This is a genomic window from Sphingomonas sp. Xoc002 (assembly GCF_050408055.1).
In the GTDB taxonomy this organism is placed as follows: Bacteria; Pseudomonadota; Alphaproteobacteria; order Sphingomonadales; family Sphingomonadaceae; genus Sphingomonas; species Sphingomonas yabuuchiae.
This window is the reverse complement of sequence record NZ_CP191175.1, coordinates 1,996,267-2,021,271: the sequence shown is the minus strand read 5'-3', so window position 1 is coordinate 2,021,271 and position 25,005 is coordinate 1,996,267. Positions and strand designations below refer to the sequence as shown.

26 protein-coding genes are annotated in these 25,005 nt (G+C 67.1%); 14 read left to right on the top strand and 12 right to left on the bottom strand.

The genetic code is table 11. The features are described from left to right. Positions 1-2 precede the first annotated feature (2 nt). The 3 genes from ACQR50_RS08960 to ACQR50_RS08950 are packed head-to-tail and all read left to right on the top strand — an operon-like array spanning position 3 to position 1,479. Entirely contained in the window at positions 3-410 is a 408-nt protein-coding gene (locus ACQR50_RS08960; RefSeq protein ID WP_042482384.1) for a PTS sugar transporter subunit IIA, read from the top strand. Next, positions 407-679 (top strand): HPr family phosphocarrier protein, encoded by a 273-nt coding sequence (locus ACQR50_RS08955; RefSeq protein ID WP_056434862.1) that lies wholly within the window; start codon positions 407-409, stop codon positions 677-679. Before ACQR50_RS08960 ends, ACQR50_RS08955 begins: the two co-directional genes overlap by 4 nt. After that, positions 679-1,479 carry a TrmH family RNA methyltransferase gene (locus ACQR50_RS08950; protein ID WP_428968028.1) on the top strand — a complete coding sequence of 267 codons (801 nt, stop codon included), beginning with the start codon at positions 679-681 and terminating at the stop codon, positions 1,477-1,479. Before ACQR50_RS08955 ends, ACQR50_RS08950 begins: the two co-directional genes overlap by 1 nt. A gap of 9 nt (positions 1,480-1,488) precedes the next feature. Here ACQR50_RS08950 and ACQR50_RS08945 read toward each other — a convergent pair whose 3' ends face one another. Continuing rightward, positions 1,489-1,944, bottom strand: coding sequence for an NfeD family protein (locus ACQR50_RS08945; protein ID WP_428968027.1), 456 nt, complete (start codon positions 1,942-1,944; stop codon positions 1,489-1,491). After that, positions 1,941-2,915 (bottom strand): SPFH domain-containing protein, encoded by a 975-nt coding sequence (locus ACQR50_RS08940; protein WP_428968026.1) that lies wholly within the window; start codon positions 2,913-2,915, stop codon positions 1,941-1,943. Before ACQR50_RS08940 ends, ACQR50_RS08945 begins: the two co-directional genes overlap by 4 nt. Positions 2,916-3,041: 126 nt before the next feature. On the opposite strand from ACQR50_RS08940, the gene guaB reads away from it, so the two are divergent. The 3 genes from guaB to ACQR50_RS08925 are packed head-to-tail and all read left to right on the top strand — an operon-like array spanning position 3,042 to position 6,241. Beyond that, a complete protein-coding gene (guaB, locus tag ACQR50_RS08935) occupies positions 3,042-4,499 on the top strand; it encodes an IMP dehydrogenase (protein ID WP_076716391.1) in 1,458 nt (485 codons plus the stop codon). Positions 4,500-4,517: 18 nt separating this feature from the next. Further along, positions 4,518-5,705 carry an RsmB/NOP family class I SAM-dependent RNA methyltransferase gene (locus tag ACQR50_RS08930; protein WP_428968025.1) on the top strand — a complete coding sequence of 396 codons (1,188 nt, stop codon included), beginning with the start codon at positions 4,518-4,520 and terminating at the stop codon, positions 5,703-5,705. A 32-nt stretch (positions 5,706-5,737) separates the two neighbouring features. Continuing rightward, complete coding sequence (locus tag ACQR50_RS08925) at positions 5,738-6,241, top strand: tetratricopeptide repeat protein (RefSeq protein WP_428968024.1); 504 nt, start codon at positions 5,738-5,740, stop codon at positions 6,239-6,241. A 186-nt stretch (positions 6,242-6,427) separates the two neighbouring features. On the opposite strand, the gene rsmA is transcribed toward ACQR50_RS08925, so the two are convergent. Genes rsmA through ACQR50_RS08905 form a run of 4 tightly spaced genes read right to left on the bottom strand, consistent with a single transcriptional unit; the run spans position 6,428 to position 11,920 of the window. Beyond that, a complete protein-coding gene (gene rsmA, locus ACQR50_RS08920; protein ID WP_428968023.1) occupies positions 6,428-7,252 on the bottom strand; it encodes a 16S rRNA (adenine(1518)-N(6)/adenine(1519)-N(6))-dimethyltransferase RsmA in 825 nt (274 codons plus the stop codon). Between the two features lies 1 nt (position 7,253). Beyond that, positions 7,254-8,249: a 4-hydroxythreonine-4-phosphate dehydrogenase PdxA gene (gene pdxA, locus ACQR50_RS08915; protein WP_428968022.1), complete on the bottom strand. Its 996-nt coding sequence runs from the start codon at positions 8,247-8,249 to the stop codon at positions 7,254-7,256. A 1-nt stretch (position 8,250) separates the two neighbouring features. Further along, the gene (locus tag ACQR50_RS08910; RefSeq protein WP_428968021.1) at positions 8,251-9,633 is read right to left on the bottom strand and encodes a peptidylprolyl isomerase; all 1,383 of its coding nucleotides are present in this window, start codon (positions 9,631-9,633) and stop codon (positions 8,251-8,253) included. 58 nt (positions 9,634-9,691) lie between these two features. Beyond that, positions 9,692-11,920, bottom strand: a complete 2,229-nt coding sequence (locus tag ACQR50_RS08905) for an LPS-assembly protein LptD (RefSeq protein WP_428968020.1) — start codon at positions 11,918-11,920, stop codon at positions 9,692-9,694. Positions 11,921-12,101: 181 nt separating this feature from the next. On the opposite strand from ACQR50_RS08905, the gene ACQR50_RS08900 reads away from it, so the two are divergent. The 4 genes from ACQR50_RS08900 (at position 12,102) to ACQR50_RS08885 (ending at position 15,194) form a co-directional block, all read left to right on the top strand. After that, entirely contained in the window at positions 12,102-13,568 is a 1,467-nt protein-coding gene (locus ACQR50_RS08900; RefSeq protein ID WP_428968019.1) for a leucyl aminopeptidase, read from the top strand. Between the two features lie 20 nt (positions 13,569-13,588). Further along, positions 13,589-14,029: a DNA polymerase III subunit chi gene (locus tag ACQR50_RS08895; RefSeq protein ID WP_056434871.1), complete on the top strand. Its 441-nt coding sequence runs from the start codon at positions 13,589-13,591 to the stop codon at positions 14,027-14,029. Between the two features lie 224 nt (positions 14,030-14,253). Further along, positions 14,254-14,676, top strand: a complete 423-nt coding sequence (gene ndk, locus ACQR50_RS08890; protein ID WP_007403624.1) for a nucleoside-diphosphate kinase — start codon at positions 14,254-14,256, stop codon at positions 14,674-14,676. Further along, positions 14,676-15,194, top strand: a complete 519-nt coding sequence (locus ACQR50_RS08885) for a GNAT family N-acetyltransferase (protein ID WP_428968018.1) — start codon at positions 14,676-14,678, stop codon at positions 15,192-15,194. Before ndk ends, ACQR50_RS08885 begins: the two co-directional genes overlap by 1 nt. A 51-nt stretch (positions 15,195-15,245) precedes the next feature. Here ACQR50_RS08885 and ACQR50_RS08880 read toward each other — a convergent pair whose 3' ends face one another. The 4 genes from ACQR50_RS08880 to purM are packed head-to-tail and all read right to left on the bottom strand — an operon-like array spanning position 15,246 to position 17,827. Next, positions 15,246-15,845: a hypothetical protein gene (locus ACQR50_RS08880; protein ID WP_428968017.1), complete on the bottom strand. Its 600-nt coding sequence runs from the start codon at positions 15,843-15,845 to the stop codon at positions 15,246-15,248. After that, complete coding sequence (locus ACQR50_RS08875) at positions 15,842-16,129, bottom strand: MmcQ/YjbR family DNA-binding protein (RefSeq protein WP_428968016.1); 288 nt, start codon at positions 16,127-16,129, stop codon at positions 15,842-15,844. Before ACQR50_RS08875 ends, ACQR50_RS08880 begins: the two co-directional genes overlap by 4 nt. Continuing rightward, entirely contained in the window at positions 16,126-16,704 is a 579-nt protein-coding gene (purN, locus tag ACQR50_RS08870) for a phosphoribosylglycinamide formyltransferase (protein WP_428968015.1), read from the bottom strand. Before purN ends, ACQR50_RS08875 begins: the two co-directional genes overlap by 4 nt. Next, positions 16,694-17,827 carry a phosphoribosylformylglycinamidine cyclo-ligase gene (gene purM / locus ACQR50_RS08865; protein WP_428968014.1) on the bottom strand — a complete coding sequence of 378 codons (1,134 nt, stop codon included), beginning with the start codon at positions 17,825-17,827 and terminating at the stop codon, positions 16,694-16,696. Before purM ends, purN begins: the two co-directional genes overlap by 11 nt. A 59-nt stretch (positions 17,828-17,886) precedes the next feature. Here purM and ACQR50_RS08860 point away from each other — a divergent pair, with 59 nt between their 5' ends. The 4 genes from ACQR50_RS08860 to ACQR50_RS08845 are packed head-to-tail and all read left to right on the top strand — an operon-like array spanning position 17,887 to position 23,427. Further along, positions 17,887-19,146, top strand: coding sequence for a heavy-metal-associated domain-containing protein (locus tag ACQR50_RS08860; RefSeq protein ID WP_428968013.1), 1,260 nt, complete (start codon positions 17,887-17,889; stop codon positions 19,144-19,146). After that, the gene (locus ACQR50_RS08855; RefSeq protein WP_042482335.1) at positions 19,143-19,751 is read left to right on the top strand and encodes an HdaA/DnaA family protein; all 609 of its coding nucleotides are present in this window, start codon (positions 19,143-19,145) and stop codon (positions 19,749-19,751) included. Before ACQR50_RS08860 ends, ACQR50_RS08855 begins: the two co-directional genes overlap by 4 nt. A 17-nt stretch (positions 19,752-19,768) precedes the next feature. After that, positions 19,769-21,937: an RNA degradosome polyphosphate kinase gene (locus ACQR50_RS08850; protein ID WP_428970675.1), complete on the top strand. Its 2,169-nt coding sequence runs from the start codon at positions 19,769-19,771 to the stop codon at positions 21,935-21,937. 17 nt (positions 21,938-21,954) lie between these two features. Continuing rightward, the gene (locus tag ACQR50_RS08845; protein WP_428968012.1) at positions 21,955-23,427 is read left to right on the top strand and encodes a Ppx/GppA family phosphatase; all 1,473 of its coding nucleotides are present in this window, start codon (positions 21,955-21,957) and stop codon (positions 23,425-23,427) included. Here the strand turns inward: ACQR50_RS08845 and ACQR50_RS08840 are convergent. Next, positions 23,414-23,701 (bottom strand): I78 family peptidase inhibitor, encoded by a 288-nt coding sequence (locus ACQR50_RS08840; protein ID WP_428968011.1) that lies wholly within the window; start codon positions 23,699-23,701, stop codon positions 23,414-23,416. The two genes, ACQR50_RS08845 and ACQR50_RS08840, sit on opposite strands and share 14 nt — an antisense overlap. Continuing rightward, entirely contained in the window at positions 23,698-24,876 is a 1,179-nt protein-coding gene (gene rnd, locus ACQR50_RS08835) for a ribonuclease D (protein ID WP_428968010.1), read from the bottom strand. The genes ACQR50_RS08840 and rnd overlap by 4 nt, the downstream gene beginning before the upstream one ends. Positions 24,877-25,005: the final 129 nt, after the last annotated feature.

The following is a 25,005-nucleotide window of genomic DNA, read 5'->3' as shown; positions in this document are numbered from 1 at the left end:
ACATGATCGGTCTGGTTCTGGTGACGCACGGGCGGCTCGCCGATGAGTTCGTGACCGCGATGATACATGTGGTCGGCCCGCAGGAGCGGATCGCCACCATCGCGATCGGGCCGGAGGATGACATGGAGGAGCGACGGGCCGACATCGCCGCCGCCATCGCCACCGTCGATGCCGGGCGCGGCGTGATCGTCCTGACCGACCTGTTCGGCGGCACGCCCTCCAACCTCGCCATCTCGCTGATGGAGCGGGGCCGGGTCGAAGTGATTGCGGGAATGAATCTGCCCATGCTCATCCGGCTGGGCTCTGCGCGCAAGTCGATGCAGGTCGTCGATGCCGTCGCCGCCGCGCGCGAGGCGGGGCGGAAATATATCTCGGTCGCGTCCGAAGTGCTGGGCGAGGCCGCCGCATGACGGAGCAGACGCGATCCGTCCTGATCACCAACCGCCGGGGCCTTCATGCGCGGGCCAGCGCCAAGTTCGTGACGCTCGCCTCGACCCAGCCCTGCGAAGTGCGGGTGGCCAAGGACGGCAGCACGGTGACGGGCACCTCGATCATGGGCCTGATGATGCTGGGCGCCGCGATGGGCGATACCATCACGATCAGCGCGGCGGGTGACGGCGCGGGCGAGACGGTGGAAGCGCTGGCCGCGCTGGTGGAAGCGAAGTTCGGCGAAGACTGATGCCCCGTGAAATTACCGCTTACTCCAACCCGCTGATCAAGTGGGCCCGCGACCTGCGCGACAAGCGTCATCGCAAGCAATCCCGCCAGTTCCTGGCGGAAGGCCTGCGCATTCTGACCGAGGCGCGAGAGACGGGGCGGCTGCCGACCCTGTTATTCTATGCCCGGCCATCGGCGGGTCATCCGCTGGTCCGTGACCTGATCGAGGCGGTCGAAGCGTCGGAGGGCGAGGCGATCGAGACGACGCCGGACATCCTGTCGAAGCTGTCGGGCAAGGACAACCCGCAGGCGGTCGTCGGCGTGTTCGAGGAGTTGGGCGTCACGCTCGACGAGTTGGACCGCGATGCATCCGGTATCTGGCTGGTCGCCGAGCGTCTGCGCGATCCGGGCAATCTGGGGACCATCCTGCGCACCGGCGATGCGGTCGGGGCAGGGGGGCTGATCCTGATCGGCGAATGCGTCGATCCCTTCTCGGTCGAGGCCGTGCGGGCCAGCATGGGCGCGCTGTTCACCGTGCCGATCGTGCGGACCGAGTGGCAGCCTTTCCTCGACTGGCTACGGCAGGGGCAGGGGCAGCTGGTGGGGCTCAGCCTCGATACCGACTCGGACTATCGCGCCGCGCGCTATACCGCGCCGACCTTCCTGCTGACCGGCAACGAGGCGCAGGGGATGCCGCCCGAATATGCCGAGGCCTGTGACACGCTGGTCAAGATTCCGATGCTGGGCAAGGCCGATAGCCTGAACGCGGCCGTGGCGACGGCGGTCATGGCCTATGAGGTGCTGGCCCAGCAGCGCGGCTGACCGGCCGGTTCAGGCCTCCGGCTCGATCGGCTCGACCAGCAGCGTGCCGCCATCGACATGCGCGACCCGTAAACGCGTCCCGCTGACCGTATCGGGCCCGCGCACCGGCCATTCGCCGTCACCCAGCCGGGCGCGGCCCTCGCCACCGATGATCGGGGTGGTGACGGTGACGATCTGCCCGCGCAGCCGCCGGGCGGGTTCGTTGAGGACGGGGGCGTCGCTTTCCACGGGAAAGTCGCGATACCAGCGCCGCCCGATGACGACGCAGACCACGCTCCAGATCGCGAAATCGGCCAGTTGCAGCCCGACCGGCAAGTCCGGTAGCGCCCAGGTCGTCAGCGCGGTCACGCCCGCGGCCACGGCAAGGAAGATCAGGAATACGCCCGGCACCAGCAATTCGGCGATCCCGAGCGCCAAGGCCCCCGCCAGCCAGAGTGCGGCGGCGTCGAGGTCTCCGATCGTCATGACGGTGACTGGTCGAACGGCCCCGGCTTGGTGGTAACGCGTGGGGTCGCGGCGTCGGACTTGCTGCTGCCCAGCGCTTCCTTGGCCAGTTCGCCGATACCGCCCAGCGTGCCGATCAGCTGGGTCGCCTCGACGGGGAACAGGATCGTCTTGGCATTGGGGCTGGTCGCGAACTTGCCGACTGCCTCGACATATTTTTGCGCGATGAAATAGTTGATCGCCTGCGTGCCGCCCGACTCGATCGCCTCGGACACGACGCGCGTCGCCTTGGCCTCCGCCTCGGCGGCACGCTCGCGGGCTTCGGAGTCGCGGTACGCCGACTCGCGACGGCCTTCGGCCTCCAGGATGCGCGCCTGCTTCTGCCCTTCGGCGCGCAGGATTTCCGAGGCGCGCGAGCCCTCCGCCTCCAGGATATTGGCGCGCTTCTCGCGTTCCGCCTTCATCTGGCGCGCCATGGCGTTGACGATGTCGACCGGCGGGCGGATGTCCTTGATCTCGACGCGGGTGATCTTCACCCCCCAAGGCGTCGTCGCGTGATCGACGACGTTGAGCAGGCGGGCGTTGATCTCGTCACGCTTCGACAGCGTCTCGTCCAGATCCATCGAACCCATGACGGTCCGCAAATTGGTCGTGACCAGGTTCAGCAGCGCGACATAGAGGTCCGACACCTCATAGGCCGCCTTGGGCGCGTCCAGCACCTGAAAGAAGACGACCCCGTCGGTCGAGATCATCGCATTGTCCTTGGTGATGATCTCCTGCCCCGGAATGTCGATCACCTGCTCCATCATGTTCACCTTGCGGCCGACACGATAGAAAAAGGCGGGGTAGAAGTTGAAGCCGGGGATCGCCGTGCCCGTATAGCGGCCGAAATGTTCGATGGTGTATTGATAGCCCTGGCGGACGATCTTGATCGACATCATCAGATACATCAGCACCAGCAGGACGGCGAGCGCGGCGATAATCAGGCCCATGGACGGCTTCCCCCATAATCGGTCCGCCGGTGTTCTAGCATGGCGATGCACCAAGGGCCTAGCGGGAACGGCTTGCTTTGGTTACATGGCCCGCCACTTGTTCCCTCCGCAGGATTTGGCAGCCCCATGGATATCCGCCTCGGCCTCACCTTCGACGACGTGCTCCTCATACCCCAGGAGTCCGACGTTCTGCCGAGCACCGCAGACACGCGGACGCAACTGACCCGCTCGATCGCGCTCAACATCCCCGTCCTGTCGGCGGCGATGGACACCGTGACCGAGGCCGACATGGCGATCGTCATGGCGCAGCTGGGCGGCATGGGCGTTCTTCACCGCAACCTGACCGTCGAGCAGCAGGTCGCCGCCGTCCGTCAGGTCAAGCGGTTCGAGAGCGGCATGGTGGTCAACCCGATCACCATCTCGCCGACCGCGACGCTGGCCGAGGCGCAGGCGCTGATGGCGCGGCACCGGATCAGCGGTATTCCCGTCGTCGAGTTCGACGGTCGCCTGGTTGGCATCCTGACCAACCGCGACGTACGCTTCGCGGAGAACCCGCAGCAGCCCGTCTCCGAGCTGATGACCCATGAAGACCTGGCCACCGTCAAGGTCGGCGTCGGCCAGGACGAGGCGCGTCGCCTGCTCCATGCCCGCCGGATCGAGAAGCTGCTGGTCGTCGACGACAGCTATCGCTGCGTCGGCCTGATCACGGTCAAGGACATCGAAAAGGCCGTCACCTATCCGTCGGCCACCAAGGATGGCTCGGGTCGCCTGCGTGTCGCGGCGGCCTCGACGGTCGGCGAGAAGGGTTTCGAGCGCACCCGCGCGCTGATCGAGGCCGAGGTCGACTGTGTCATCATCGACACCGCACATGGCCATAACCGTGACGTCGCGCGCGCGGTCGAGGCCGCCAAGAAGCTGTCCGACACGGTGCAGGTGATCGCCGGTAACGTCGCGACCGCCGCCGCCACCCGCGCGCTGATCGATGCGGGGGCCGATGCGGTCAAGGTCGGCATCGGGCCGGGTTCGATCTGTACGACGCGCGTCGTCGCCGGTGTCGGCGTGCCGCAGCTGACCGCCGTCATGGACTGTGCCGAGGAAGGCTGGAAGGCCGGTGTGCCGGTGATCGCCGATGGCGGTCTGCGCACCTCGGGCGATCTTGCCAAGGCGCTGGCGGCGGGGGCTGGCGCCTGCATGGTCGGCTCGCTGCTGGCTGGCACCGAAGAGGCGCCAGGCGAAACCTTCCTGTATCAGGGCCGCGCCTATAAGTCCTATCGCGGCATGGGCTCGGTCGGGGCGATGGGTCGTGGTTCGGCGGATCGCTACTTCCAAGGCGACATTAAGGACCAGATGAAGCTGGTGCCCGAGGGCATCGAGGGTCAGGTCGCTTACAAGGGCCCGGCGCGCGACGTCATCCATCAGCTGGTCGGCGGCATCAAGGCGGCGATGGGCTATACCGGTTCGGCGACGCTGAAGGATCTGCGCGAGCGGGCGCAGTTCGTCCAGATCACCGGCGCAGGGCTTAAGGAAAGCCACGTCCATGACGTGACGATCACGCGGGAAGCTCCCAATTACCCGACCCGCTAAGCTGACGGAGCGCTTCGCATGACCCCCGGCGCCCGCACCCAGGCGGCGATCGAGTTGCTGGACGAGATCGTCGCCGCGGCCGCCAGCGGCGGCGCGGCGGCGGACACGCTGATCGCACGCTATTTCGCCGCGCGCCGCTATGCCGGATCGAAGGATCGGCGCGCGGTGCGTGAGCTGGTCTATGCCGCCATCCGGCAGGCCGGGCCGGTGCCGTCGTCCGGGCGTGCGGCCGTGCTGGCGGTGGCGGAGCAGGATCCGGCGATTGCCGCAACGTTCGACGGAACGGGTCATGGGCCTGCGCCGATGACGCCCGACGAGCCGCGCGCCGAGGGCGGGGTTGCTCCCGCCTGGTTAGTCGAGGCTCTGACCGCCTCCGGACTGGATGCCGGGCAGCAGGCCGCCTTGGTTGATCGAGCCCCGCTCGATCTGCGGGTCAACGGCCTGGCGACGACCCGGGACGCGGTATTGGAGCAATGGCCTGACGCCACTGCGACGCCGCATGCGCCGATGGGCATCCGCCTGCCCAACGGAACGCCGGTCGAACAGTCCGATCTGTACCGCGCCGGGCTGGTCGAGGTGCAGGATGAGGGCAGCCAGCTGGTCGGCGAAGCGCTGGCGGCGAAGCCGGGGGAATGGCTGATCGATCTTTGCGCCGGGGCGGGGGGCAAGACGCTTCAGCTGGCGGCGGCGATGAACAATCAGGGCGCGCTGCTCGCCTGCGATATCGACCGTGCCAGGCTGCAAAGACTGGCGCCGAGAGCCGAGCGGGCCGGGGCGACGATCATAGAGAGCCGCCTGCTCAACCCCGGGCGCGAAGCCGAAATGCTTTCGGACTGGGCAGCCAGGGCGGATGGCGTGCTGATCGACGCCCCCTGTTCCGGAACCGGGACCTGGCGGCGCAATCCCGAGGCGCGCTGGCGTCTGACCCCGGAGCGGCTGGCCCGTCTGGGTGCGATGCAGACGCAGGTGCTGGACATCGGTGCCGGTCTGGTCAAGCCCGGCGGACGGCTGGTCTATATCGTCTGTTCGCTGCTCGATGCAGAAGGGAGCGGGCAGGTCGCGGCCTTCCTGTCGCGCCATCCCGGCTGGTCGGTCGCACCGATCGAACCGGGGATCGGAACAGCGCATGGCCTGGGTCAGCGGCTTGATCCCGCCACCTATGGTACGGACGGCTTTTTTGTCGCCTGCCTCCGGGCGCCATGCTAGCATTCGGCCTAGTGCCACGTCCGGAGTTCCTCATGCGTTTGTCGTCCCTGGCTGCTGCCGCCGCATTGGCGGTGGTTTCGCTTTCCACTTCGCTCAGCGGTCAGCGCCCGGACAGCCAGATCGACGCCCGCTCGATGCAGTTGCTCGAACAGGCGCGTGGGCTGAAGGCGGCAGGCAATCTCGATGGCGCAACCGACATGCTGGAGACGGCCGTGACGGTCGATCCGCGCAATCGGGGGGCGTTTATCCTGCTCGCGGAAGTCGCGGATGCGCGCGGCCTTCCGGGCAAGGCGATCCGCTTGTACCGCGAAGCTTTGCTGCTCGATCCCAACGACACGCGGGCGCTGCGGGGGCAGGGCGAGGCATTGGTCCAGCGCGGCGCGGTGGCGCGCGCCAAGGACAATCTCGCCAAGATCAAGACGCTCTGCAAAACCGATTGTGCCGACGCGACCGCGCTATCTGCGCAAATCGCCAAGGGGCCGCCCGCACCGGTGACGACGGCGCAGGTTGACAGCAAGACACCACCGACGCCGTAAGCCTGTTACCCCTCACCAATGGGGGGCTTAGATCGGGATGACATAGGGTTGACCCAAGTTGAGCCCCTCCCCTTCAGGGGAGGGGTGGATCAACCTGACATCATCCTGCTCTCGCCCGCGTCATTGGTAGCAAGCGCCCTCCGCTAGGTCTTCGGCCTGCCACCTCCCCGAAACGGAGAGGATAGTTCACCCCAAAGCGCGAGCGAGGGCGACGAACTCGTCCACCGAAAGCGTTTCGGCCCGACGGGCGGGATCGAGGCCGATGGACTCCATCGCCTCCACGGCCCCGGTAACCGGCTTCAAACTCTGGCGCAGCATCTTGCGGCGCTGGCCGAAGGCGGCCGCCGTCAGGCGTTCCAGCGTTCGGAAGCTCACCCCCTCGGGCGCAGGCTTGGGCGTGATGTGCACGACCGCGGACATGACTTTCGGCGGTGGTGTGAAGGCCGAACGGTGGACCGGCATCGCAATCCGCGATTCGCTCCGCCATTGGGTCAGCACGGCCAGACGGCCATAGGAGGACTGGTCGGGCGCCGCGACGATCCGCTCCGCCACTTCCTTCTGGAACATCAGCGTGCAGGACTGCCACCAGGGTAGCCACGCGCCCGACAGCCAGCCGACCAACAGTGGCGTCCCGACATTATAGGGCAGGTTGGAGACGATATGCGGCTTGCTCTCGAACAGCTCAGGCGCGTTGATGCGGAGGGCATCGCCCTCGATCACCTTGAGCCTATCGGGAAAGGCTCCCGCCAGTTCGGCCAGCGCGGGGATGCAGCGACGGTCGCGTTCGATCGCCGTGACCTTGGCTCCCGCCATCAACAGCGCGCGGGTCAGGCCGCCGGGGCCGGGACCGATCTCCAGCACCGGCTTGTCGGTCAGATCGCCGGGGATGGCGGCAATCCGGGCCAGCAACTGGCCATCGAACAGGAAGTTCTGACCCAGCGACTTGGCGGCGGACAGGCCGTGGCGCGCGATGACGTCGCGCAAGGGGGGAAGCGGCGTGATGGGATCCATGTCAGGCGGCCGCTTCGGCCCGACGCTGCGCGGCGTCACCGGCCATCGCGATGGCGGCGATCATCGCACCGGGATGCGCGGCATCCTGCCCCGCCAGGCCAAAGGCCGTGCCGTGATCGGGCGAGGTCCGCACGATCGGCAGGCCCAGGGTGATGTTGACGCCTTCGTCGAAATGCAGCGTCTTGATCGGCACGAGCGCCTGGTCGTGATAGCAGCAGAGCGCGGCGTCGTAACGGGCACGGGCACGCGGATGGAACAGCGTGTCGGCCGCGAACGGGCCGGTCGCGTCGATCCCTTCGGCGCGAAGCTGCGCGATGGCGGGTTCGATGAAGTCGATTTCCTCGCGCCCGATCGCGCCGCTCTCGCCCGCATGGGGGTTCAGCCCGGCAAAGACGAGCTGGGGTTCGCGGATGCCGAAATTCTTGCACAGTCCGCGCGCGGTCGCACGGCCCTTGGCGACGATCAGCTCCACCGACAACAGGCTCGACACCGCCGCCAGCGGAACATGGGTGGTGATCGGCACGACCCGCAAGGATGGGCCCGCCAGCATCATCACCGCATTCTCGCCCGCGACGCCGCAGCGTTCGGCGACGAACTCGGTCTGGCCGGGATGGGTGAAGCCGATATCATAGAGCTGCGACTTGCTGACCGGCCCGGTTACGAGCGCACTGGCCGCGTCCGAGCGTACCAGCCCGACCGCCAGTTCCAGCGCGTGAAGCGCGCACCGTGCGCCCTCGACATCGGGCTGGCCGGGGCGAATTTCGCCCGCATCGTCGACCGACAGGATCGGCAGTGCCTCGTCGAACGCGGCCACCGCGGCCGCCATGTCCGAGACGCGAATGGTCGGCCCGTTCCAGACCCGCGCGATCGCGCGCGAGTCCCCGACCGCGAGGAAGGGCGGCAGCCCCGCCTCCCGGCGCGCGGCCCAGGCCTTGGCGATGATCTCCGGCCCGATCCCGGCCGGGTCGCCCATCGAGATCGCGAGCGGCCGGATCATCTTAGCGATATTCGATCACCGCGTCGCGACGAAGGTCGCGCATCTTCTGGTTCGCGCGCAGGTTCACCCGCTGCTGCTCGACCTGATTCTGGATCTGGTCGTTGGTCGGCAGGTTGCCCGAGCGTGGTTCCTCGCGGCCGCACAGGACCAGCGAGCGGACGCCCTGTTCCGGCGAGCCGAAGGGCGGCGTCGCCTCACCGACCTGCAGCTTCAGCAGGATTTCCTGAAGCGGTGCGGGCAGCTGGCGGATCGTCACCTGATCGTTGTCGACCACCTCGGCCTTCAGCGCGGTCGCGACACGCTGCACGTCGCCGCAGCCGCGGATCGCCTGGGTCGCCTTGGCGAACTCGGCCGCGCGTGCGCTGGCCTGCGCCTGGGTGGTGCCCGCCGGGAACTTGACCGTCAACTGCTTGAGCGACAGGCGCGAATCGCGCGGATCGGCGGTCAGGACCTGACGCTTGTCGGTCAGGTACAGGATCGAGAAGCCGCCCGGAATCTGGATCGGCCCGGCGACCTGACCGACCTGCATCTGGCCCACGGCGGCCTGAAGCTCGGGCGGCAGCTGCGCCGCGCGGACCCAGCCCAGGTCGCCGTTCACCGCGCGGGTCGAGGCCTCGGAGAAGCTGCGTGCGAAATATTCGAAGGGTTGCTGGCCCTTCTGGATTTCGCCGATAATCTGGCGGGCGTTGTTGAACACCTGCTGCCCGGTCGCCTCGTTGGCGGAGAGGAAAATCTCCTTGAGGTTATATTCCTCGGTACCCTTGGCGGCTTCCAGGCGATTGCGGATCGCGGTCACTTCCTCGTCGCCGACATTGACGTACGGTTCAACCTTCTTGCGCAGATAGCGGCTCCAGGCGAGCTCACCCTCGATCTGGCGGCGCATCGACTTTTCGGACGAACCGACCTGACGGAGGAAGGTGGTCATCGCGGCGGACGTCTTGCCGAACTGCTGCGAGAAGCGGGCATAAGCCTGGTTGATCTCGTCGGGCGTGACGGTGATCTCGGCGGTCTTGGCCTCCTGGATCTGCAACGTCTCGTCGATCAGCTGACGCAGAATCTGCATGCGCAGGCGGTCGCGATCCTCGGCCGACAGGTTGTTCACATTGTTCAGCGCCATGGCCAGCGCCATGCGCTGGTCGATATCGGTCTGCGTCAGCACCGTATCGTTGACGATCGCGGTCGGCTTGCGGACATTGGGGTCCAGCTTGCCGAACAGCTGCATGTTCGAGGGGATGTTCAGCCCGCCGGTGTCCGGTACGGCCTGATCCGGAACGGTCTGCGCCAGCGCGCCGGTCGCCAGTGCGACCAGCATCAGCGTTGCGCCCGCGCGGATGCCGCGGCCCTTGGTACGAATGTCGTGCTTCACCGTGTCTGTGATCCCCATCGCGCCTGACGAAGGCGCGTAACCGTCGCGATATGCTTCGCCCATGCTGAATACCGGCTTAGCGACCGAGATTGGTGAAGGCCAGAGTCAACAGAAAGCTGTTGCCCGCCCGCGCGTCGCCCGTCTGCACATAGTCGCGCCGCCAGGTGAAGCCGAGCCGCAGGCAGTCATCCTCATATTGCACGCCGACCCGGTGCCGAATCGGATCGAAGCCGTTCGACAGCGACAGTGCATCCTCCGACCGGTCGGTCAGGTCGATGACGGTCGATCCGAACGCCGACCAGAATCGGGCGAACTGGACCCGGCCCGCCAGACGCACTTCCTCGCGGTCCTGCAGATCCTCGATCGAGGTGAAGATGTTCCGCTTCAGGCGGAGATAGCCGACCTGCGCATAGGTGGTGCGCGATCCGACCGTCGCGTCGATCTCGTTCCGGCGCACCGCGAAGCTGTCCTTGTCGAGCCGGAAGCGATGGGTCAGCGAGACGAAGTCGCGGAACCGCATCTCCGTCCGCCCGACGATATCCGACCAGCGATCCGACAGGCCGGTGCCCGGGTAGAGGATGGTCGGCCGGTCGTTCAGGCGGAAGCTCTGTCCGACGATCGTATCGAAGGTGAAGCCCGGCAGGGTCAGCGCCCATTGCGCGCCGTAGGTGATGCGCGTCGAATCCTCGAATCGATCGTAACCGGGGAAGCGGTTCAGCGCGAAGAGGTTGGAATCCTCCAGATCGACCGAGCGCGCGTCTTCGTTGGGAATTTCGATATTCTTGATCTTCGGGCTGGCGACGATCTGCACACGCGGGGTGAAGCGCTGGCTGCCGCCCCAGAGTTCGCCGACGAACGGCCATTTGACGTCCACCGCCAGCGCACCGATGCCGCGCCCCTGGAACCCGGCCAGCCCCTGATAGACCAAAGGCGTCGAGGCGATGTTGTTGGCATTATAGGCGTCGGCCCGGCCATAGGCGGTGAAGGTCACCTCCTGGCCCCAGTTGGTCAGGCGGCGCAGGTCCCAGCGCATGCTGGCAAAAGCGCGCTGCGTATCCTGTCCCGCCGTCCGGCTGATGGCCAGCGTGTTGAGCTGCACCTCGAACTTGCCGCCGAGAAGCCCGTCGTCGAACCGGCGACGATAGTCGAGCTCGGGCAGCGCGATCGGCTGCTGCCCCTGTGGATCGTTGACGCGCAGCGTTTCGACATACCAGCCGGTCAGCGAGAAATAGCTGTTGGCGTCGATATGCTCCAGGCTGGCGGTGGTGCGCAGCCGGTCGTCGCGGGAAATGTCATAACGGCGCAGGAAGGTGCGGTCGGTGGTGATCCGCATCGATCCCGACAGGCTCCATTCCGGCGAGAACTGATAGCGGCCGACCGCATCCAGATAGCCGCGAAAGGCCTGGCTGGTATCGGTCGGGTTCAGCGTGTTCAGGTCGTCGCTGCGACGGCTGGCCGTGCCATAGCCGGTGACGCGGAACGCGCCCTTGGTGGTCAGCGCTTCATACTGCGCCTCCAGCATCGGCAGAACCGCCGTGAAGACGTGCGGCGTGACGGTCAGGCCCTTATTGGGGGCCAGACGCCAGTAATATGGAACCGCGACCTCGACCCCGTTCACCCGGTCCAGCCGGATGTCGGGCGTCAGGAACCCGCTGTCGCCGCCAGGGCCTACGGGCGCGGACAGGCGCGGCAGCGGGATGGTCGGCAGGCCGAACAGGTTGAGCTTGGCGCCGTTGAAGTAAACGCGCTCGCGATCGGGGCGATAGGTGACGCGGACGGCGGTGATCTTCCAGGACGGCTCCTTGGGACAGCCCTCCGACGTCTCGACCGCGCAAGGGGTGTAGGCGGCGCGTTCCAGATTGACCGTACCGTCCTGCTGGCGGGTGCCGCGAACCGCGGCCAGGCGGCCACCCTGTTCGAGCACGACCAGCATATTGTCGACCACGCCGTCCTTCAGCGAATCGGTCAGCTCGATCTGGTCGCCATAGGCGATGTCGCCCTGCGGATTGGTGACGGCGATGTTGCCGGTGGCCAGCACCTTTCCGGTCTTGCGGTTCCACGTGACCTTGTCGGCGCGCAGCCGCTCGCCCTCGCGCAGCATCCGGACTTCGCCGGTCGCCGTCACGATATCGGCGTTGATGTCATATTCCAGCTGGTCGGCGCTGAAGCGGACCTGATCGGGATTGGCCGGAGCCGGGCCCTCGCTGGGCGGCGGCGAGACGGGGCGATCCTGAAGGTCCTGCGCGACGGCAGGCATGGCCATGAACAGGGCGAAGGGCAGGGCGCTGCCGGTCAGAAGCGTCATTCTGCGCACGATGATAGCTGTTCCGTCCTTGCCGACACGATGATGAAGCCTCCCCCGGCAGGGCGACGCCTTGAAAGGCCTGCCTATCGCATCACCGGCGGCTTGCTGCAATCGCGCGCTTGCCACCACGGTCCAAGAGCCTAGATGATAGCAACTGTTACCAGTTCAGCAGAGGGTTTCCATGCAGATCGCCTTTACCTCCACCGTCGAAGCCGGTGACGTGCTCGTCCTTCCCTTCCCGAAGGATGCGGTCGATACCGGCCGGATCGAAGGGGAGGGTGCGGCCGCGCTCGCCAAGGCGGCGGTCGACGCCGCGCGCTTCAAGGGAGAGGCCGGTTCGATCGTCGAACTGTTCGCCGCAGTCGGAGGCACGCCGCGCCGCGTCCTGCTGCTGGGTGTCGGTGAAGGCAAGGAGGCCGATTGGCGCAAGGCGGGCGGGGCGGTGACCGCCAAGCTGCTGACCAACGCTTCCTCGGCATCGGTCGACCTCAGCGGCCTGTCGACCAAGCCTGCCGCCGATGCGGTGGCGAGCTTTGCCGGTGCCGCCGTGCAGCGCGGCTGGCGGCATGACGTGTACCGCACCAAGCTGCCCGAAACGTCGAAGCCGACCTTGACCCGTATCAGCGTCGTCGGCGCGGGTGACGAGGCCGAGGCGGCCTATGCGCGTGTCCATGCGGTCAATGGCGGGCTGGAGCTGACCCGCACGCTCGTTTCCGAGCCGCCGAACAAGCTGTACCCGGAAACCTTCGTCGAACGCGTCCTGAACGACGTCGAGGGCCTGGGCCTGGAAGTCACCGTGCTGGACGAGGCGCAGATGCGCGATCTGGGCATGGGCGCGCTGCTGGGCGTCAGCCAGGGTTCGGTGCGCGAAGGCCGCCTGCTCGTCCTGAAGTGGAATGGCGGCGCGGCCGACGCCGAAACGCTGGCGCTGGTCGGCAAGGGCGTGACCTTCGACACCGGCGGCATCTCGATCAAGCCGGCCGCCGGCATGGAAGACATGAAGTGGGACATGGGCGGCGCTGGCGCGGTCGCGGGCGCGATGAAGGCGATCGCCGCGCGCAAGGCCAAGGCCAATGTCGTCGGCGTCATGGGTCTGGTCGAGAACATGCCCGACGGCAATGCGCAGCGTCCCGGTGACGTGGTCACCTCCATGTCGGGTCAGACGATCGAGGTCATCAACACCGACGCCGAAGGCCGCCTGGTCCTGTGCGATGCCCTGACCTGGGTTCAGAAGACGCATGCGCCCTCGACCATCGTCGATCTCGCCACGCTGACCGGCGCGATGATCATCAGCCTGGGCAGCGAGCATGGCGGCCTGTTCGCCAATGACGACACGCTGGCCGAATCGCTGCTGGCGGCGGGCACCGCGACGGGCGAGAAGCTGTGGCGCTTCCCGCTGGCCGATGCCTATGACAAGCTGATCGACAGCCAGATCGCGGACATGAAGAATGTCGGCCCGCGCGGCGCCGGTTCGATCACTGCGGCCCAGTTCCTGAAGCGTTACATCAACGAAGGCGTCGCCTGGGCGCATCTGGATATCGCGGGCATGGTCTGGTCGGACAAGCCGGGCGTCAATCACGACAAGGGCGCGACCGGCTACGGCGTTCGCCTGCTCGACCAGTTCGTCGCGGACCGGTTCGAGGCGTAAGTCTGGTAGGGGGCGGCGCGATGCAGGTTGATTTCTATCATCTGACGATCGCACCGCTCGACCGTCTGCTGCCCGTCATCGCCGATCGGGTGATGGCGGGCGGCGGCCGGTTGCTGATCGTCAGCGGCGACGCGGACCAGCGCGCCGCGCTCGACCGGCAGCTCTGGATGATCCCGGCGGATGGTTTCCTTCCCCATGCCCAGGCGGGTGAGGGCGACGATGCCGCCCAGCCGGTGCTGATCGCGGGCGAGGTTCAGCCGACCAATGGCGCCCGTCATGTCGCGCTGGCCGACGGCGTTTGGCGCGACGAGGCGCTGGCCTTCGACCGGGCGTTTCACTTCTTCGACGGCGACCGCATCGGTGAGGCGCGTACCGCATGGAAGGCACTGGCCGACCGGGAAGGCGTCGAGCGGCGATACTGGAAACAGAACGATCAGGGCCGCTGGGAACAGGCGGCGTAGCATATTCCTCCCCTGGAAGGGGAGGTGGCAGCCCGAAGGGCTGACGGAGGGGTATCCCCATCAGCGGTTACACCCCTCCACCAGCTTCGCTGGTCCCCCTCCCCTTGCAGGGGAGGAAAAGGTTGGGAGCGTCTGCCCTTATAAGACATTGCATTGGCCTCCCGCCCCGACTAGGGCGGCGCCACTTCCAGCCAACTCATTTATTCAGGAGCTGCGTGACCATCATGGCCGCGAACCGTACCTTTTCGATCATCAAGCCCGACGCGACCCGCCGCAACCTGACCGGCGCCGTCACCAAGATGCTGGAGGAAGCCGGCCTGCGCGTCGTCGCCTCGAAGCGCATCCAGATGACCCGCGAGCAGGCCGAGGGCTTCTACGCGGTCCACAAGGAGCGCCCCTTCTTCAACGATCTGGTCGAGTTCATGATCTCGGGCCCGGTCGTCGTGCAGGTGCTCGAGGGCGAGAACGCGATGCAGCGCAACCGCGACATCATGGGCGCGACCAACCCGGCGAACGCCGAGCCGGGCACGATCCGCAAGGAACTGGCCGAGTCGATCGAAGCCAACACGGTCCACGGTTCGGACTCGGACGAGAATGCCGAGATCGAGATCGCGTACTTCTTCAAGCCGGAAGAAATCGTCGGCTGATGGAATGGCGGCTGCGACGGGCCGGGCCGGGCGATGCGCCCGCGCTGTCGCTCGTCGCGGCCGCCACTTTCCTCGAGACCTTTGCCGGGACCATCGCCGGTCCCGACATGGTGCGTCATTGCACCCTGAACAGCTCGCCCGCCAAGTTCGACGCCTGGATTTCGGTTCCGGCCTGCGTGGCGACCCTGGCGGAGCATCCCGACGGCGCGGCGCCGGTCGGCTATACGCTGCTCACATCACCCGATCTGCCGGTCGAGACGGATGCGCGGGATATCGAGCTTCGCCGCATCTATACCCTGTCCCTGACGAGCGGCACCGGTCTCGGCCACAGGCTGATGGCCATGGCGATCGATGACGCCCGCGCCATGGGGCGCCAGCGCATGCTTCTCGGCGTACTCGGCATCAACGAACGCGCGCGGGCCTTTTACGAGCGGGAAGGCTTCAGGCTTGCGGGGACCCGGCAGTTCCGGGTTGGCGACACCGTCTTCGACGATGTTATTTATGCGCGAGAGTTGTGAAGGCCCGCCAGCCTCTTATTCCTCCCCTGCAAGGGGAGGAATGTAGCGTCCTTAACCTCGGCGCGCCGCCCAGGCGGCGTCGAGCTTGGTTTGCGTGCCGTTCCGGTCGCGCAGCCGCAATCCTTCCAGTCGCAGCGTCCGCCCGCGAAGCAGGCGGCCATGGGTGCTCCAGATGATGTCGTAAAGGCCGGTGACGGTCCGCGAAGTATCGCCGTCCCAGTACCGCACGGTGATCAGCGCGGGCAGGCGACCCTCCCGAGTATCGGCTTTGCCGTCGGTCAGGGCGAGGATCGGCCCTGCAATGGGCTCCGCCTCGATGGCCGGATCGCCGACGGGAGCCTGACGCCCGATACCCGACGCCTTGGGAAAGTCGATCATGACATCCTGAAGGTCGTGATTCGGATCGCGCAGCACCAGGCGGCGGCCATCCCCCTCGACCGTGACGGTCAGGTCGAGCCGGGCGCGCTCCTGCCGCTGGGCGGTGGCGGAGGCGGCCTTGTCCTCGGCATCGCTGCGTCGCTGCGACCAGTTCAGGTACAGCGTCAGCGCAGCCACCATCAACCCGGCGACCGCGACGAACTCCGCCAGCGTCAGCAGACGCCGCCGCGACTTGGCGCGCTCGGCGGCTTCGGTGCCCGCCGGTTCGCTCATCGCCCGCCCGCCTCCAGCAGCTCGGTCGGCGCGACCAGCTCCCAGCTGCGCGCGATACGATCCTCGATCAGCGTCCAGTCGCTGTCGGTCTGGAGCACCACGTCGCTCCAATGCGGTTCCTGTCCTTCATCGGCGACGCACAGATGGATGGCCGACGACGTGCCGCTAACCCGGAGGAAGGGCGCACCCTCGACCAGAAAGCGGGTTTCGCCGTCGCCAGCCTGCTCGGTCGTGTCGGGCAGCAGCAGGGCGATGTCGCGGATGCGGGACAGGAAATCGGTCATCGACGCACGAACTCCGTGAGTATTTGCGGGTACAATCGATGCTCCTCAACGAGCACGCGCGCCGCAAGTGCCGCTGCGTCGTCGCCGGACAGGATCGGAACCTCCGCCTGGCCCAGCACTTCGCCGTCATCCAGTTCCTCGGTCACGACATGGACCGAGCATCCCGCCTTGGCATCGCCCGCCGCGATGGCGCGCTCATGCGTGTCGAGGCCCTTGTAGAGCGGCAGCAGTGAAGGATGGATGTTCAGGATGCGACCCCGCCAGCGCGAGACGAAATCGCCGGACAGCAGCCGCATATAGCCCGCCAGTGCGATGACCTCGACACCCGCACCGCGCAGGGCCTGGTCGATCGCCGCCTCATAGGCGGGCTTGCCGATCCCCTTGGGCGACAGGGCAAAGGTGGCGATCCCCTGTTCCTGCGCCCAGGCCAGTCCGGCCGCCTCCGGCTTGTCGGAGGCAACCAGGGCGACGGTATAGGCAGCGTCCGCGGCCTGGGACGCCGCCACCAGCGACTGCATGTTTGAGCCGCGGCCGGAAATCAGGATGCCGACCTTGACCGGCACCTTAGCCGACATGAGTCGCGGTCCAGTCCGCCTTGGCGCTCCACGTACCCGCCGATCCCTTGACGGTGCAGCCGCGCTCGCCCGCTTCGACACGGCCGATGGTGACGACCGTCTCACCCGCCGCGCGCAGCGTTTCGGCCAGTGCCTCCGCCTGCTCGGCTGCGACGATCACCGCCATGCCGATGCCGCAATTGAAGGTGCGTGCCATTTCCTCGGGCTCGATCCCGCCCTGCGCCTGGAGGAAGGCCATCAGGCGCGGCTGTTCCCAGCCATCCGCATCGACCACGGCATGGGCATCCTTGGGCAGGACGCGCGGGATATTCTCCAGCAGGCCGCCGCCGGTGATATGGGCGAGGCCCTTGATCGTGCCCGCCTTGAGCGAGGGAAGCAGCGAGCGGACATAGATCCGAGTCGGTGCCATCAGCGCCTCGATCAGTAGCACGTCCTGATCGAACAGCGCCGGGCGATCGAGCTTCCAGCCCTTGTCGGCGGCCAGGCGGCGAACCAGCGAAAAGCCGTTGGAATGAACGCCGGAGGAGGCGAGACCCAGGATCACGTCGCCGTCGCCGATCGTCGCACCGGTCAGCACTTGGTCGCGCTCGACCGCGCCGACGCAGAAGCCCGCCAGGTCGTAATCGCCCGGTGCATACATGCCCGGCATCTCGGCCGTTTCGCCGCCGATCAGGGCGCATCCAGCGATGCGGCATCCTTCCGCGATCGAGGCGATGACGCGCTCCGGCACATCGCCTTCCAACTTGGCGGTGGCGTAATAGTCGAGGAAAAACAGCGGCTCGGCGCCCTGCACGACGAGGTCGTTGGCGCACATGGCGACGAGGTCGATGCCGACCCCGTCATGGCGGTCATGCTCGATCGCGAGCTTCAGCTTGGTGCCGACGCCGTCATTGGCCGCGACCAGCAGCGGATCGGTGAAACCGGCGGCCTTCAGGTCGAAGAAACCGCCAAAGCCGCCCAGGTCCGCATCCGCGCCCGGCCGCCGCGTCGCCTTGGCGAGCGGGCCGATCGCGCGGACCAGCGCGTTACCGGCGGCGATCGAAACGCCAGCATCGGCATAGGTGTAGGACGCGCCCTTATCGGAGGGCGAAGGGCTGGCGGACGGCGTGCTGTTGTCGGTCATGTTTGCCCGTTAGCTATATCGCGCTTGGATTTCCACGCCTGCTTCGCCAAAAGGCCGCGATGCGTTTGCGATTGCCCTCCATCATGGCCGGTCTGGCCGCCCTTGCCGGGCTCGGCATAGGGGGCGGCGCGGTGCTCGCCCAGATCGAAGGGCAGACGCGCGGCGTCGCGCCGGTCGACAATGGCGGGTCCTACGAAGTCACCGGCGTCGCGGTCGACGTGTCGGGCAAGACGCCAGAGGCCGCGCGGCTCGGCGGCTGGCGGATCGCCCAGCGCAAGGCATGGGCGATATTGGCGCAGCGGCTGGGGCGCGGCGGCGCCGCGGCGTCGGACGGGCTGCTCGATTCGCTGGTCAGCGGCATCGTGGTCGAGAACGAACAGATCGGCCCGACCCGCTATGTCGCCAAGCTGGGTGTGCTGTTCGACCGGGTTCGCGCCGCCTCGGTGCTGGGCGTGTCGGCCTATGCCGATCGCTCGCCGCCGATGCTGGTGATGCCGCTGCAAGTCTCGGGCGGCGTGTCGCAGATGTTCGAGGCGCGCACCCCCTGGCAACAGGCCTGGGCCCGGTTCCGCACCGGCAACAGCACGATCGATTATATCCGCCCCTCGGGCACCGGGGCAGAGCCGCTGCTGATGAATGCCGGGCAGATCGGGCGGCGCCCGCGTGGCTGGTGGCGCTCGATCCTCGACCAATATGGCGCGTCGGATATCCTGATCCCCGTCGTGCACCTCTACCGGCAATGGCCTGGCGGTCCGGTGATCGGTGTGTTCGAGGCCCGACATGGGCCCGACAATACACTGCTCGGCACGATCACCTTGCGGGTCGGGAGCACCGATGGACTGTCGCAGTTGCTGGACACCGGCGTCGCGCGACTCGACGGGCTGTATCAGAAGGCGCTGGCCAGCGGTGCGCTGCACCCCGACGCCGCGCTTGCCCCGCCGCCCAAGCCGCAGGCCGTCGTGATCGACGATACGACGCCGGGCGAGGAGCCGATTGCCGGGCTGGATGCGACCATCGCGTCGTCCGGCGCGGGGATCGCCGTCACGCTGCAATATGATGCGCCGACCGCCAGTGCTGTCGCCAATGCCGAAAGCCTGATCCGGGGCATCCCGGGCGTGGTGCGCGCGGGCACGACCAGCCTGGCGCTGGGCGGCGTGTCGATCATGGCCGTCACCTATGACGGCGACCCCGATCAGCTTCGCCGCGCGCTTGAGCAGCGCGGTCTTCAGGTGTCCGGATCGGGCACCACCCTTCGCATCCGGCGCGCACCGCAAGTGCCCGCGCCGGTGCCTCCTGCGGATACTGTGATTACCGGATGAACCAGATGGCGCTGCCGCTGCAATGGCCGGCGGACCCCCGATCCGATGCGTTCCTGCTGACCGATTCCAACCGAATGGCGGCACGGATGCTCGAACAATGGGAAGCGTGGCCGACCATGGCCGCGATCCTCACCGGCCCGCGCAAGTCGGGACGGTCGCTGCTGGCGCGAATCTTCGCGGCCAAGAGCGGGGGCACGATCATCGACGATGCCGAGCGCGTGCCCGAGGTGCAGATCTTCCATGCCTGGAACCGGGCGCAGGCCGATCGGCTGCCATTGCTGATCGTCGCCGATTCGCCGCCGCCGCGCTGGCAGGTGAAGCTGCCCGACCTCCGCTCGCGCCTGGCGAACAGCAGTCTCGCCGAGATCGGCGCGCCCGATGACGAACTGGTCGCCGGGCTGTTCGAGCATCTGTTCGAGCGGCGCGGGCTGGATGCGCGCCCCGATCTCATCGAGTGGCTGACGCTTCGGATCGAACGGAGTCACCTTTCTGTCATCCGCGCGGTGGATATGCTGGACCAGGGGGCGATGGAACGGCGCGCGCGCTTGTCCATTCCCCTTGCACGATCCACTCTGATCGCGGCCGGTCTGATCGCCGAGCCGTAAGCCCTAAGCGAGACATGATGACCCGTCCTGCCCATATCGCGCAAATGTCAGAACCCGACGACGATCATTTCGCGACGGAGCCGAACGGGCGGTACTTCAACCGCGAGCTGTCATGGCTGGCCTTCAACCGGCGTGTGCTGGAAGAGGCGTGCAATACGGCGCACCCGCTGTTGGAGCGGTTGCGCTTCCTGTCGATTTCGGGATCGAACCTCGACGAGTTCTTCATGGTCCGTGTGGCGGGCCTGAAGGGGCAGCAGGCGCAGGATGTCGAACAGCGGTCGGTCGACGGCCTGACACCGGGGCAGCAGCTGAGCGGCATCGTTGCCGAGGCGGATCGCCTGATGGCCAGCCAGCAGGAGGTCTGGGGCGACCTGCGCAACCTGCTCGACGAGGCGGGTATCTTCGTTCTGCGACGCGATGCCATCGACCAGGAGGCGAGCACCTGGCTGGAAACGCATGTCCGTGAACAGATCTTCCCGATCCTGACCCCGCAGGCGCTCGATCCGGCACACCCGTTTCCGTTCATCCCCAACAAGGGCCTGTCGATGATCTTCGACCTGACCCGCGTGTCGGACAAGGCGCCGATTCGCGAGCTGGTCATGATCCCGTCGACCATGCCGCGCTTCGTGCGCCTGCCCGGCGAGGGCGCCCGCTATGTCTCGATCGAGACGATCCTGCGCCGCTTCTCGGGGCTGTTGTTTCCGGGGTATGTCGTCAACGGTGCCGCCACCTTCCGCGTGCTGCGCGACAGCGATATCGAGATCGAGGAAGAGGCGGAGGATCTGGTCCGCTACTTCGCCAACGCCATCAAGCGGCGGCGGCGCGGGCGGGTGATCCGGCTGGAGCTGGAGACGGGCATGCCCGACGAACTCGCCGATGTGCTGCGCGGCGAACTGGGCGGGTCCGATGCGATCATCACCGAGAGCGGCAACCTGCTGGGCATCGGCGATCTCGACATGCTGGTCGACGAGGATCGGCCCGACCTGAAATTCCCGCCCTATTCCCCCCGTTTTCCCGAGCGTATCCGAGAGTTTGCGGGCGATTGCTTCGCCGCGATCAAGGCCAAGGACATTGTCGTCCATCACCCCTATGAAACGTTCGAGGTGGTGATCGCCTTCCTGAAACAGGCGGCGGTCGATCCCGATGTCGTGGCAATCAAGCAGACGCTCTACCGCGCGGGCAAGCAGTCGGCGATCATCAACGCGCTGATCGCGGCGGCCGAGGCAGGCAAGTCGGTGACCGCGATCGTCGAGCTGAAGGCGCGGTTCGACGAAGAACAGAATCTGTATTGGGCCTCCGCGCTGGAGCGGGCGGGGGTGCAGGTCGTCTATGGCTTCATCGACTGGAAGACGCACGCCAAGGTGTCGATGGTCGTCCGGCGCGAGGGCAGCGACTTCCGCACCTACTGCCATTTCGGCACGGGCAATTATCACCCCATCACCGCGCGCATCTATACCGATTTGAGTTTCTTCACCGCCGACCCTCTGCTGGGGCGCGATGCGGCGCAGATGTTCAATTACATCACCGGCTATGTCGAACCCGTGGCCATGAACCGGGTAAGCCTGTCGCCGCGCGATCTGCGCCATAATCTGATGGCCTTGATCGATGCCGAGATCGCCCATGCCCGGGCGGGGCGGACCGGCAGCCTGTGGGCGAAGGTCAACTCGCTGGTCGATCCGCAGGTGATCGAGAAGCTGTACGAGGCGAGCGGCGCTGGGGTCGAGATCGACCTGATCGTACGCGGCATCTGTTGCCTGCGTCCCGGCGTGCCGGGCATGTCGGAAAATATCCGGGTCAAGTCGGTCATCGGCCGCTTTCTGGAGCATAGCCGTATCTGGGCGTTCGGCGACGGCAAGGTGCTGCCCCATGACGCGGCCAAGGTCTTCATTTCGTCGGCCGACTGGATGCCGCGCAATTTCGACCGGCGGGTCGAATATATGCTCCCGATCCTCAACCCGACCGTCCATGACCAGATCCTCGACCAGGTGATGGTCGCCAATCTGCTCGACAACGAACAGAGCTGGGAACTGGAGCCGGACGGCAGCTATGTCCGCGATCAGCCCGGCGATCAGCGCCCCTTCAACCTGCATCGGTATTTCATGACCAATCCCTCGCTTTCGGGGCGCGGCGCCGCGCTCGACACCAGCAAGGCGGTGCCGACCCTGTCGCTCCGGCGGCAGCGTTGACGGGCGCGCGCTGAAAGATGGCAGGTTCCCGCGCGCCGCGCACGGCTATCATCGATATCGGTTCCAACTCGGTCCGCCTGGTCGTCTATCAGGGGCCGCCACGCCTCCCCGCGATCCTGTTCAACGAGAAGGTGATGGCGGGGCTGGGGCGCGGACTGGCGGCGACGGGGGCGATCGATCCGGCTTCGCTCGGCAAGGCACAGGTCGCGCTGGCCCGTTTCGCCAGTCTCGCGCGCGAAATGGGTGTCACCACGCTCCGCACGGTCGCGACGGCGGCGGTGCGCGATGCGGCCAATGGCGGCGAACTGATCGCCTGTGCCGAATCGCTGGGGCTGGAGGTTGAGCTTCTGTCCGGGGAACAGGAGGCCAAGGCGGCCGGGGAGGGAGTTCTCTCGGCCATTCCCGATGCCGATGGGATCGTCGGCGATCTGGGCGGCGGCAGCCTGGAACTGGTGCGTGTCCGGGACGGCGGCGTCGAGGACCGGGTGTCCTTCCCGCTTGGCGTATTGCGTATCCCGGCGCTGCGCGAAAAGGGCAGCAAGGCGTTCGAGCGGCTGATCGGCCGTCTGATCGAGGAGGCCGGCTGGGAAGGGCGCGGGCGTGGTTTGCCCTTCTACCTCGTCGGCGGATCGTGGCGGGCGTTAGCGCGGCTGGACATGACGCTGGCCGATTATCCGCTGCCGATCATCCATCATTACGAACTGACGCCGCTCGACATTTTGCGCCTGTCGCGGACCATCCCGCATCTCAGCAAGGCCCGCCTGCGCGAAGTGAAGGGGCTGTCGTCCAGCCGCGCCGCGACGCTGGCGGACGCGACCGCGCTGCTCAGCGTGCTGTTGAAGCATCTGGGCAGCAGCACGACCGTGGTGTCGGCCTTCGGCCTTCGGGAGGGGCTTCTCTATGGCGGGCTGGACGCCAAGACGCGGGCGCTCGATCCGCTGATCGTCGCGGCGCGCGAGGAAGGGCGGCTGCTGGGTCGCTTCCCCGAGCATGGCGATCTGCTGGAAAGCTGGATCGCACCGCTCTTCGCGGGCGAAGCGGCGGCGGAGGCGAGGCTGCGTCACGCGGCCTGTCTGCTGGCCGATGTGGGCTGGCGAGCGAACCCGGAATTCCGCGCCGAACGCGGGGTCGAGATCGCGCTTCACGGCAACTGGGTCGGCATTGATGCAGAGGCGCGGGCGATGCTGGCGCAGGCCCTCCACACCAGCCTGGGCGGCGGCCTGGACGTGCCGTCACCGCTCGCCGAACTGGCCAGCCCTGCGCAGTTGAAGCTGGCGACCAGCTGGGGCCTGGCGATCCGGCTGGGCCAGCGGCTCAGCGGCGGGCTGGCCGGACCGCTGGAGCGGACGGGGCTCGTGCTGGACGACACCCGTCTCGGTCTGGAGATGCTGGAAGCAGATCGGGGCTTTTATGGCGAAGCGGTGGAGCGTCGCCATGCAACGCTCGCCACTGCCCTGGGCAAGACACCGGTGCGGCTTACCCGCACTTGAGCCGGACGACCTTGCCCTCGGCATCGGTTTCGATGTTGAGCCGGTCGGGTCGATAATCCATCGTCACCGCATCGCCCGGCGCAATGACCCGGAGGTCCCGCGCACCGGTGCGCTTCTGCGTCGGCGCGCGGAGCGCCTCGGTCCAGCGTTTGCCGATCAGGTCGGCCGCCTTGGCGTCACCGCATCCCGACCCATCGGAGGGTCCCTCGGCTTTCGGAGTCGTCATGCAGGCCGCGAGCGGCAGTAGGGCGAGGAGGACGGCCGGGCGGATCATGCCGCGTCCTCGGCGGTGCGGACCATCTTGAGCTTGCCGCCCTTCACGACGAAGCCGGTGCGGCCCTCGACCAGATCGAGCGCGTCGCGCCCGAACTGCTCGAACCGCCAGCCGTCGAGCACCGACAGGTCGGAGCGGACCCCTGCCGCCAGCATTTCCAGATCGTCGGCGCGGGCAAGCAGGCGCGGTGCCACGTCGATGTCGCGCGCCCGGATCTTCAGCAGCAGCTTGAGCAGATCGGCGACCAGCGCGCCCTCGCGACCCAGTCCCGGCTTGCGATCGTCCCGCGCGGGCAGTTCGTCGGCGCTCAGCGGTTCGGCGGCCTCCAGCGCGTCCATCAGGCGCGCGCCGATGTCGTTGCCCGCCCATGTGGCCGACAATCCACGCACCTTGGCAAGATCGGCCTGCTTGCGCGGCGGATGCCCGGCGAGGTCAGCCAGCGTCTCATCCTTGACGATGCGACCGCGCGGCAGATCCTTGGCCTGCGCCTCCAGCTCGCGCCACCGGGCCAGCGCCTTCAGGCGGCCAAGCATATCGGGCTTGCGGCCCGAGACGCGGACACGCTTCCACGCGACATCGGGGTCGTTGGCGTAATGCGCCGGGTCGGCCAGCCGCTCCATTTCCTGGTCCAGCCACGCGCCGCGCCCGGTCTTGCGCAGACGCTCCAGCATCTTGGGGAAGATCGCGGCCAGATGGGTGACGTCGCCGATCGCATAATCGACCTGGCGCTGGTCGAGCGGGCGGCGCGACCAGTCGGTGAAGCGCGCGCCCTTGTCGACCGAAATGCCCAGCCAGCTGTCGACCAGATTGGAGTAACCGATCTGCTCGCCCTGACCCAGCGCCATCGCCGCGATCTGGGTGTCGAACAGGGGATGCGGGGTCTTGCCGGTCAGGTTGTAGATGATCTCGATATCCTGGCCGCCCGCGTGGAAGACCTTCAGCACCTGATCATTGTTGACCAGCAGGTCGAGCAGCGGAGTCATGTCCAGCCCGGGCGCCTTGGGATCGATCGCGGCGGCCTCTTCGGTGTCGGCGATCTGGATCAGGCAGAGCTCCGGCCAATAGGTGCTTTCCCGCATGAACTCGGTATCGACCATCACATAGTCGGCCTGCGAGAGACGGGCGCAGAGATTGGCGAGCGTGGCGCTGTCGGTAATCAACGGATGAACGTGCATCGCATGCACATAGCCCGACCCGCGCGGGTTGACAAAGAGGAACGCGCAAACGCCCACCCTGGGCACATTGGGATTGACAAATTGGGGGTGGGCGGGGAAGCGGCAGCACTTTCCCCAGACGTACAGAGA